The following is a 9,995-nucleotide window of genomic DNA, read 5'->3' as shown; positions in this document are numbered from 1 at the left end:
GCCTCCGGGTGGTTGTTTTTCACCGTGGAGCGCACCGTCACCACGTCCCCGTCCTGCAGGGCCATCTTCTCCGCGTCGGTCATAGTGTTCCCGTCTTCGTCCAAAAGCTCGGTGCTCACAAACTGGGGTTGGTAGTGGGTGTATTTGGTGGAGGAAAAGGTGCCGCCAACGCTGTACACCCTGTCCAGGCTATCGTGGTTGGATTTGGGCCAGCTACATGCGCCCATGATGGAAAGAGTGGCTTTTTCCTCATCTCCATGGGGGGTCTGATAGCTACACTCTGTTCCTCCAAAATTAATTGTCAGGGTTGAGGTTGACGCTTTATAACTTACAGTAAGTTTCTGTTCTCCGTTGAGTAAACTGTCGCTAAGTTTTGTCGTCGCACAGATGGTTTGATCTATATTGCTGGGGAAAAAAGTTATTTGTGTCCCATTGTTATATGTCAGATGAGCAACGCGCGCAAAGAAGCAATATGTAGAGCCTGATTTCAATGCTATATTGAGAGTGGTATAAGTCATTTGATCCATATATTCAATTGAAAAGTTGCCTTCAAACTGCCAGTCTGCGCGGAGAGAAACCATATTTTTACTATTTATAGTGCTAATAACCCCATTGTTGTCGGAATACCCCGGTGACCAGTGTGGTATAGCATAGCTGGTATCCGCTAGGTGCATATCATTTCCACTCACATATCCTCCGGGGAAGTTGCCATCGTCGTAGTTAAATATCTCTTCTAGAGTGTTGCTCCCCACAAACTCCGAGGAGCTGTCGCCCCCAGGGGCTTCCCCTTCCTCCCCGGCCAGGGCCAAAACGGGGGGCGACCCCAGGCAGAGCGCCGCCGCCAGCCCCAGCGCCGCCAGTCTGTACCAAGATGGCCTTTTCAAATGGTGCTTCATCTCCAAACACTTCCTTCAAAATATTTTCCATCTGCCTACAAGTGTACGGAAACTTCCATTCGGCCGAAAAAAATTGCATTTTCCCGGTAAATTTTTCTCCCGGCCGCTTTTTCTTGTCTTTCCCCTTCCAATAGTGTACGCTTATCTACAGAATGCGACAATGTTTTGCGAGGTGGAAAATGCAGGAAGATTTGACCTACCGACGCCTGGGCGCCCTCTTGCAGCGCGCCCAGCGGGGGGAGGAAGACGCCTTTCCCAAACTGTACCGGGCCACCGTCTACGCCCAGCTGGTGCAGGCAGAGCTGCTGCTCAAAAACCCCACCCTTGCCGAGGAGGCGGTACAGGAGAGCTACCTGACCCTCTACCGCCGCCTGCCCGAGCTGCACAGCCCCCAGGCGCTGGTGGCCTTTTTGAACCGCACCACCTACCTGTGCTGCCAAAATCTGCGCCGGGTGGAGAGCCGCCGGGCCGTGGGCGGGGAAGAGCTGTTGGCCCTGGTGTCCGATGAGGACTTGCAGGCCCAACCCGAGGAGCGCGCCCTCCAGCGGGAGCGGGAGGCCGCCCTGCGCCAAGCCATCCTCACCCTGCCCGACAGACAGCGCCAGGCGGTGGTGCTGCGCTACTACCAGCGCCTGCCCCTGCAGGCGGTGGCCGACCAGCTTGGCTGTTCCCTGAGCACCGCCAAGCGCCAGCTGCAACTGGCCCGGCAGAGCCTGCGCCGGCAGCTGCGGGGCTACCTGCCGGTCTTTCTCCCCCTGGGTTGGGCGCTGTCCCGCACCGCCGCCCAAGGGGGCGCTGCACTGCCCCAGCCGCCCCGGCAGCTGTCTCTCCCCCAGGCCGCCCTGGCCGGCGCCGGCGCCATCGGGCTGGCGGCGGGTCTGGCCCTGCTTCCCTGTCCAGACATCCAGCGGGTAGACAGTGTCCCCGCGGGCGGGGGCGCCCGGGTCACCGTTCAGGCCACCGGTGCGGCGCAGCTGGTGCTGCGCACCCCCCAGGGGGATCTGGCCTTTGCCGCGCTGGGGGCGGGGGAATACGCCCTCCCCGCTGCCCCGCCCGGACCGGCCACCGTGGTGGCCCAGGGCCGCAACGGCCGCCGGCGGGAAGTGGCTGTTCTGGTGGGGGACGGGGACACCAGCCCGCCCCAGCTGCGGGACTACTGGGTCGAGGGGGGGCGAGGGGCCGTCTCGCTGTCCGATCTCAGTGGGGTGGACTGGGACACCCTCTCCCTCACCGGGGCGGACGGAGCCGCTGTGCGCCCCGTCGCCCTCGACCGGGAGGCGGGCATCGCCTACTTCCAAATTCCCGACGGCCAGTACCGCTTCACCGTCTGCGACCTGCTGGGCAACCGGGCCGAAGGCCCCCTCTGGATGCAGCCGCCCGCCGCCGCGGAGGTGGAGTAGGCGCCGCCCCGTCCCCCACAAAAGAGAAGAGAGGACACCCGCCCGCTGGGCAGATGTCCTCTTTTCTCTTTTCCCCGCCGGCGGATCCCCCGTCAGGGGCGCAGACACGGGGGGATGGGCAGTGCGGGCGCTCGCCTGTCCTCTCCGGCGGGCCCGGTTGACAAACCTAGTCGGCCCAGTGGATGACCCCTTCCCGCCGGGGCTTGGCCGCCGGGGTCTCGGCCGGATGGCCCAGGGAGGCGACCCCCCAGACAATGTGCTCTGCCGGCACCCCAAAGCCCTGCAACACCGCGCGGACGCCGGGCTCGTCGCTGGTCTCCTTGAGCTGGTTGATCCAGACGCTGCCCAGCCCCAGGGAGTGGGCGGCCAGGAAGATGTTTTGCAGCGCGCAGGCGCAGTCGGCCAGGCCGTTGCCGTTTTCCCGGTCGTTGGAGGCCAGAATCAGCGCCGCCGGGCGGTACATGTCATACCCCTCTCTGCCCATGGCCTTCCCCACGGCCTCGCAGAGGGCGGCGATCTTCGCCCCGTCGGTGACGGCGGTGAACTGCCAGCTCTGCTTCCCCATCCCGCTGGGGGCGTAAGAGGCGGCCTGCAACAGGGTCTCCATCTCCTCCCGGGAGACAGGCTCCCCGGTGAATTTGCGGACGCTCCGCCGCTCCAAAATCGCTTTCAGCACTTCGTTCACAGCAATTTCCTCCTTTGCCTTCTCGGCTTTTTCTACGATCTCAGTATACTGCCGCCGCCAGGGGCGGTCAAAGGGCAGTTTGTAAACTTTTTCCCCGCCCTCCCTCCCCCTGGCACTTTTTTCAAAGGTGTGCTATACTGTCCCAAACTTGGCCTGGGCGCGGGGCCCGGGCCGGCCGCAAAAAAAGGAGGAATGCCTGTGTTTCGCCACTGGAAAGGGCTGCTGGCCGCCGGGCTGGCCGCCCTCTTGGGGGGAAGCGCTCTCTGGGCCCGCTTTGGGGAGACGGGCCGCCTGGTCCTGCGCCGGGAGGAAATCGCCCTTCCCGCCGCCACCCGCCCCTTTTCCATCGCCCTCTTTTCCGACACCCATCTGGGCCGCCACGGCGACGCCCAGACCCTGCGCCGGGTGGCGGATCTCATCGGCGAGCAGCAGCCCGACCTGGTGATCTTTGCCGGCGACTTTTTTGATTCCTATGACCGGGATCAGGCGCTGTTGGACCCGGACGAGCTGACCGCCATCCTGGCAGAGATCGAGGCGCCCTTTGGCAAATACGCCGTCTGGGGCAACCATGACCGGGGCGGCGGGGCCCACCGGGTCTATGGCGAATGGATGGAGCGGGGCGGCTTCGTCCTGCTGCAAAACCAGGCGGTACAGCTGCCCGAACTGGGTCTCACCCTGGGCGGGGTGGACGATGTGCTGCTGGGCCGCCCCGACTACCAGCTCCCCCTGGGGGATCAGCCCCTGCGCCTGCTGGTCTGCCACGAGCCGGGGCCCGCTGAAATCCGCTTTGACAGCGCCCACCTGATCCTCTCCGGCCACACCCACGGCGGCCAGGTGGGGCTGCCCCTGGTGCGCCGCCTCTTTTTGCCCCCCGGCTCGGGGTCCTATGCAAAGGGGAGCTACCCCCTGGGGGACGGCCGGTTTCTCCAGGTCACCAGCGGGGTGGGGGTCACCAAGGTGCCCGCCCGCCTCTTTGACCCGCCCGAGGTGGTGCTGCTGCAGGTCGTCCCCGGCTAAAAAGGCCCCCCGCAAAGCGCCCCCTTTTCCGCCCCCTTGGGCAGGGGCCGTCTCCGCCTTGGGGAGCGGCCGCCAGGGCACAACAGCCCGACAGCCGGGCGCTTTGCGCAGCAGAAAACGGCGCGGGCCAAAGCTGCGGGGGCGAGATCCCCCATTCCCGGCGGGAGACGGGGGAATCTCACCCCTTTTTAAGTCCCCCCTTCCCCCCCCCTTCTCCCGGGCGGGCCGTTTTCAAAGAGGGCTCCTTTTTTGTCCGCCGGCCGGCAACCATCCCGCGCCAGCCGGCGATCCAGCCGCCCTCTGGCCACCGGCAACGCCCCCGCCGGTCCCGGTCCACAGGGCCTCCCCCTCCGCCAAAGCAGCAGGTGGCACCACCCAAGGACAGGCGGGCAGATATGCCCCCTCACCGGCGGCGCGAACCGGTTTCGCGCCGCCTTTTTGCGCCCTTTTTTTGAGGGGAAAAGTGCTCCCTTGTCAGGCGGATCACCTGGGGGGAGAGCAGCAGCAGCGCCAATAGGTTGGGCACCGCCATCAGGCCGTTGAGGGTGTCCGACAGCTGCCAGACCGGCCGCAGCTCCACCGTGGCCCCCACCATGATCAGCACCAGAAAGACCACCCGGTACCAAAACACCGGCCCCTGCCGGCCGCGGCTGAGATAGGCCACGGCGCTCTCCCCGTAAAAGCACCATCCCAGCATCGAGGAGACGGCAAAAAACAGCACCGAAACGGCGATAAACCCGCTGCCCCAGCGCCCCAACACCGTGCCGAAGGCGGCGGTGGTGAGGGCCGCCCCGTCCAGCCCCGAGTCCCACATCCCGGTGGTGAGGATCACCAGGGTGGTGAGGGTGCAGGTGACAAAGGTGTCGGCAAACACCTCGAACATCCCCCAAAACCCCTGTTTGACCGGGCTGTCGGTCTCGGCCGCCGCGTGGGCGATGGGGGCGCTGCCCAGCCCCGCCTCGTTGGTGAACACCCCCCGGGCCACCCCGGTGCGCAGGGCGGCCTGCAGGGTGTACCCCACTGCGCCCCCCGCCGCCGCCCGAACGCCAAAGGCCGAGCGGAAAATCAGCCCAAAGGCCGGCCCCACCTGGTCGATATGTACCCCGATCACCCAGAGGGAGGCGGCGATGTAAAAGACGCTCATCAGGGGGACAAACTTTTCCGTAAAGGCCCCGATCCGCTGGAGCCCCCCCAGCACCACCAGGGCGCAGAGGACCATCACCCCCACCCCGGTGGCCCAGTAGGGGATGGAGAAGGACTGGCGCAGCGACTGGGCGATGGTGTTGGACTGGGTCATGTCCCCCATCCCGAAGGAGGCGCAGATGCACAGCAGGCAAAAAAGCCCCGATAGCCAGCCCCAGCCCCGGCCCAGCCCCTTTTTGATGTAGTACATCGGCCCGCCCCGGTGGGTGCCGTCGGGGCCGGTCTCCCGGTGGTGCACCGCCAGCACCACCTCGGCGTACTTGGTCATCATCCCAAAGAGGGCCGACAGCCACATCCAGAAGATGGCCCCCGGCCCGCCCAGGGTGAGGGCGGTGGCAATGCCGGCGATGTTGCCCACCCCCATGGTCCCGGCCAGGGCGGTGGTCATGGCGGCAAAGGGGGAGAGGTTCTGCCCCCTCCCCCGCTCCTTCTTTTCAAACAGGCTGCCCAGGGTGACCTTGCACATGTAGCCCAGTTTGCGCAGCTGCAAAAAGCCGGTGCGCCAGGTGAAGTAGACCCCCACCCCCACCAGCACCGCCAGCATCACCGGCCCCCAGACAAACCGGTTGACCGCCCCCTCCGCCGCCCAGAACCACCCCATTCGACCGTCTCCTTCCCGCGCCCACGGGCGCAGAGAATGGATATGCGGGAAAAACGCGGGCTATGCAAAAGCGCCGTTCCCCGCCGGCGCCCAGGCCATGGGGGCCCTTCTCCGCCAAAAAACGCCCTGCCGGCAAACCGTCTTGCCGGCAGGGCGCCCCTCTTCGGCCTATTTTCTCCACCGCTGGATCAGCAGCCGCCCCAATGCGCAGAAGGCAGCGCCAATGCCCAGCACCCACAGGTATTTGTGTTCCACAAGTTCCCAATTCACCTGGTATGCCGTGCCAAAGATCGTCCATTGGCTCTTTGCCGGTTCTTCCAGCATCTGCCCTGCGATGCCGTATCCCACCGAGATCATCAAAGGGATAGAGGTGGAGCGCAAAACAGCGATCAAAAAATAGCACAGCCCCCACATGAACACAATTTGCGCGCTGGTCTTTACCAAATGGACCAAAAATCCCCCGTCGGCCACAAGGAGGGATCCCCCCAACGCCCAGAGGTGAAAGAGGTACCAAATGAGGGTGGAAAAATCACAGGCGGTCCTCCTCCCCCTCTGTCCCATGTGCACAAAGAGCAGCTCGCTCCCCGCGCCCTCCACCTCCTCTTTGAGGGAAAGGCAGGGCCACCAAACGGCAAACAGGGCCCCCATCTGTTCCAGGTATCCGGCGGCCTCGACCAAACCGCCCGCCATCCCCTTTACCTGCTGGTAGGACAGCCAGCAGAGCAGGGGGAGCAGCCCCCACAGCGCCAGAGGCACCACAAAGTAGAGCTTTCCCATGGAGCGAAAACGAAGGTATAAAAGCTTCCCCATTCCAACAAGCCCCCTATACCTCTTTGATGATCGTCATGTAGCCGTCTTCCACCGTGGGCTCCGCCGGCTCTCCCCCCTCTACGGGGGCTGAAGAGAGCACCCGCAGGCGGACGCCGTCCCCCTCTTCCGACCGCTTTTCCACATAGCTCGCCGCCGGCAAATTGGCATTTTCGCAAACCCAAAACACCTTGTCCCGCGCCCATTCGCGCAGCCCGGAGTCCCTGCCCGAATAGGCGATCAGCCCTTCCTTCATCACCAGGATGTGATCGCAAAGGGCCTCCACATCCTCGACAATGTGGGTGGAGATGAGAATGGTCTTCTCCCGCCGAATAGAGGAAATGATATTTTTAAACCGCATCCGCTCCTCTGGGTCCAGCCCGGCTGTCGGCTCGTCCAACAAAATGACCTGCGGATCGCCCAAAATCGCCTGCGCAATCCCCATCCGCCGAATCATGCCGCCCGAAAAACTCCCCACCCGATCATGTAGGCGATCGCTGAGGTTGACCACTTCGGCACTTTTCTCAATTGCCTCCCGCTGCCTGTCTTTGGGAATATTTTTCAAAGTGGCAAAATACTCCAGCATGTTGTAGGCCTTCAGCTCTTTAAACAGGCCAAATTTCTGGGGAAGATACCCGACCCGGTTCAGAACCTCGCTGTGCTTGGCCAGGTCCAGCCCGTCATAGGCAATGACTCCGCCCTGCAAACGGTAAAGGCCCACCATACAGCGCATCAAGGTGGTCTTGCCCGACCCGTTGGGGCCCAGCAGGCCATAGACCCCCTCCCCCAGCTCCCCGTCGATCCCCTTGAGAACCGTCTTTTTACCGAATGATTTTTTGACCCCATCCAGCTTGATCACCGTCTACTCCCCCTTCATCAAGTCCTGTAAAAATGCCTTTGCGCTGCGGCTGTCCCCTTGATCGGTCATATATTGCCCGGCCGCACGGCAGAGGGTGTCCTCTCCCAACTGCTCCCTTGCCTGGATGAAAAGCCGGTATGCCTCCTCGTCCTCTCCCATAAAGCGCCAGGCCATTCCCATGCCGGCCCCGCCAAATTCCGATAGGAATACCTGCCGCATAGAGGGGTCAAAGAGATAGGAGACCGCCGTCGCAACTGTCCGCTTTTCCACATTGTCCCCCGCCAGCATGGGGACAAACTGAAACACACTGCCCCCCAGCCTGTTGCGCACCAACACGTGGTCGCTCATCTGCACATAGGAGGGGTGCCCCAGGGCATTGCCGTACTGGGTGATGTCCACGCAAAACAGGGGGGTGCGCTCCAAATACCCCGCCAAGTCTGTCCCCAAAGCCGCGTCCAGCTGATCGACCGCCGCCGCGTCCTCCTCACCAAACGAGGCATACCCGTGGTGGTACAGGGGGCGCACGATCGAAACGCCCCCTTCTTCCGCCTCCTCCAAAAAGCCCGCCATGATGGTGGGGCCGTTGCAGAGACCGCTGTACACCCCCTCCTCCACCTGGGGCAGAGAGAGGTAGAGCGGGTGCTTGCCGTAATGCAGCCGCACGGTAAACGGTTTTTCTTCATCCATGAGCGGCGCATAGATGAAATCGCCCGCATTTTCCTCCTCGTCCGGCTGAATGGAGAGCAGCCGGAATCCCTCCACCGGGTAATAGGGCACGTCCCCCGGCAGGTAGATGCCCTGGTTGTTGCTGTAAAAGGGCCCGGCGCTGCCGCCGTACTGCAGGGTGATTCGCTCTGTGTCCATGGCTTTGGACTTGTCCACCGTCAAGTAGTCGCCGTCCTGCGCAAAGGGAAGAGCGGTCCCATCTTCCGCCCGCACCTTTTTCACCCGGTAGCTGTGGTAGAGGGTGAACTTCAGTTCCTCTTCCCCCTCTGCATCTGCCAGCCCGAGAGAGGCGGTCATCCTCATCCCGTCGCCGACGCGCAGATCCAGGTCGTAGTCGGAGATGGAAAAGGCGGCCTTCTCCTCTTTTCCCCCGTTGAAGTAGTAGTAGCTGTAGGTGCTTCTCCCATCGATCCGGCTGTCCTGGGGAACGTAGCCCTGTTTTCCCAAAAAGGCCGCAAGACAAGAGAAGGAAAACAGCAGACATATACCGATTTTCCACCGTCTGTTTTTTATGGTTCTGGCCGCCAATAGATAGCAAAGCCCCAGCAATAAAAACAGCCAAAACCCACCTCGGGCAAGGCGATACCACTCGGTTGGAATTCCGTAAGTAGAATTGCTGACCAACCTCCCTATGTCTGCAATCGAAAAAAGATCTCTTAGCCAATACCCAATAGAACCCATTTTTACCTGGGAAACGAAAAGAGGATCATACAGCAACGTGGAGCCTACATATCCCCATAGTGCAATGACCGCGTATGACGGCAACCTGCCGACCCGCAATGCCAAAACAGTTCCCAAGGCAACGGCAACCGCTCCCGGCAGCAGAAGGTAGATGCCAACCGCAGCACAGAGATTTCCCGCTACCTGCCAGGGTATCCCCCCAACCAAAATAGCGCCATAGATGAGATAACCAGAAATATTGAAAACAGATAACAGCAACACTGTAGACAGTACCAGCATCTGACTCTTGATTGCCCAAAGAGCACCGTTCGGAACGACTTTTACTGTTTCCAACATATCTTGATTCTTTATCTTCCCCATATATTCATACGACAGAAAAGCCAAAAACAAAAAGGAAATAATTGGAACTTGCCGAAAAATGACCGCTGAAAAAGAGATCATATCATGGTCTTTTACCAGCGAAGAGAGGACAAATTCCATTCGTGCAGAAAGGAGCACATGCGGAAATAGCAAAATACAAAGAGTGCCAACCCACATCAGCGGAGAGTGAAAGAAAACAATAAAGCTATTTTTAATGGTGCGCGACATTTTTCTTTCCCCCTAGCTTTTATCTATATATGCAACGGGAGAGTTTGAGTTTCCTCAAACCCTCCCATCACAGTCTATCCAGTTACCAAGCGGCAATACTTGCCTCTCCTGAACTCTGATAACCAGCTGTATCGCACAGGATACTAATGCGGTACTCATCTTCGGTAACACCTTGTCCCGGGAAGTTGCCCGACTGTCCACCACTTAAATAGCGCGTATAGATGACGCCGTGGTTGAACCCGTTGACTACAATGTGATTAAGCGTAGACGAGCCAGAAGTATTCTGTCCGCTGGCATTCAGATTTCCATTTGGACTGAGATAACGTCCAATGGTTTGTTGTGAACCCTTTGCTTTGCTAATATTATAGTAATCATAGTACCTCGGCTGTACCTGCGCCAGTGCCACCGCCGAAACCGTCAGCACCATCACAAACGCCAAAAGGCCCGAAAAAACCTTCTTAAGACCGAACTTCTTCATTTTTCCCATCCTTTCCTCTCCGATACCCGTCAGCCTTCACTTACAGCCTACCTG

General features: G+C 61.0%; 9 protein-coding genes. 2 read left to right on the top strand and 7 right to left on the bottom strand.

Translation table 11 applies throughout. The features are described from left to right. On the bottom strand, positions 1-896 hold an 896-nt coding region (locus tag HJY11_RS12315), incomplete at its 3' end, for a hypothetical protein (RefSeq protein ID WP_208076253.1). Positions 897-1,075: 179 nt separating this feature from the next. On the opposite strand from HJY11_RS12315, the gene HJY11_RS12310 reads away from it, so the two are divergent. After that, positions 1,076-2,296, top strand: a complete 1,221-nt coding sequence (locus tag HJY11_RS12310) for an RNA polymerase sigma factor (protein WP_208076252.1) — start codon at positions 1,076-1,078, stop codon at positions 2,294-2,296. Positions 2,297-2,462: 166 nt separating this feature from the next. Here the strand turns inward: HJY11_RS12310 and HJY11_RS12305 are convergent, their stop codons facing one another. Then, the gene (locus tag HJY11_RS12305; protein ID WP_208076251.1) at positions 2,463-2,981 is read right to left on the bottom strand and encodes a nitroreductase family protein; all 519 of its coding nucleotides are present in this window, start codon (positions 2,979-2,981) and stop codon (positions 2,463-2,465) included. Positions 2,982-3,179: 198 nt separating this feature from the next. On the opposite strand from HJY11_RS12305, the gene HJY11_RS12300 reads away from it, so the two are divergent. Further along, complete coding sequence (locus tag HJY11_RS12300; protein WP_208076250.1) at positions 3,180-3,998, top strand: metallophosphoesterase; 819 nt, start codon at positions 3,180-3,182, stop codon at positions 3,996-3,998. Between the two features lie 403 nt (positions 3,999-4,401). Here the strand turns inward: HJY11_RS12300 and HJY11_RS12295 are convergent, their stop codons facing one another. From HJY11_RS12295 to HJY11_RS12275, 5 genes are all read right to left on the bottom strand, one after another. Continuing rightward, on the bottom strand, positions 4,402-5,802 hold the full coding sequence (locus HJY11_RS12295; protein WP_208076249.1) for an alanine/glycine:cation symporter family protein: 1,401 nt from the start codon (positions 5,800-5,802) through the stop codon (positions 4,402-4,404). A gap of 168 nt (positions 5,803-5,970) precedes the next feature. Continuing rightward, on the bottom strand, positions 5,971-6,612 hold the full coding sequence (locus HJY11_RS12290; RefSeq protein ID WP_208076248.1) for a hypothetical protein: 642 nt from the start codon (positions 6,610-6,612) through the stop codon (positions 5,971-5,973). Between the two features lie 13 nt (positions 6,613-6,625). Further along, positions 6,626-7,468, bottom strand: coding sequence for an ATP-binding cassette domain-containing protein (locus HJY11_RS12285; protein WP_208076247.1), 843 nt, complete (start codon positions 7,466-7,468; stop codon positions 6,626-6,628). Between the two features lie 3 nt (positions 7,469-7,471). Beyond that, positions 7,472-8,641, bottom strand: a complete 1,170-nt coding sequence (locus tag HJY11_RS12280; protein WP_208076246.1) for a hypothetical protein — start codon at positions 8,639-8,641, stop codon at positions 7,472-7,474. A 904-nt stretch (positions 8,642-9,545) separates the two neighbouring features. Next, entirely contained in the window at positions 9,546-9,950 is a 405-nt protein-coding gene (locus HJY11_RS12275; protein WP_208076245.1) for a hypothetical protein, read from the bottom strand. Between the last annotated feature and the right edge of the window lie 45 nt (positions 9,951-9,995).

Source organism: Bittarella massiliensis (ex Durand et al. 2017) (assembly GCF_017566145.1).
GTDB classification, from domain to species: Bacteria; Bacillota; Clostridia; order Oscillospirales; family Ruminococcaceae; genus Bittarella; species Bittarella massiliensis_A.
Note: the sequence above shows the minus strand (reverse complement) of the source record. Positions and strands in the feature narration are given on the sequence as shown.

Excerpts from the sequence above, each read along its gene's own strand:
- HJY11_RS12310 (WP_208076252.1), top strand. The coding sequence starts at position 1,076 with ATGCAGGAAGATTTGACCTACCGACGCCTGGGCGCCCTCTTGCAGCGC.
- HJY11_RS12290 (WP_208076248.1), bottom strand. The coding sequence starts at position 6,612 with ATGGGGAAGCTTTTATACCTTCGTTTTCGCTCCATGGGAAAGCTCTAC.
- HJY11_RS12275 (WP_208076245.1), bottom strand. The coding sequence starts at position 9,950 with ATGGGAAAAATGAAGAAGTTCGGTCTTAAGAAGGTTTTTTCGGGCCTT.
- HJY11_RS12295 (WP_208076249.1), bottom strand. The coding sequence starts at position 5,802 with ATGGGGTGGTTCTGGGCGGCGGAGGGGGCGGTCAACCGGTTTGTCTGG.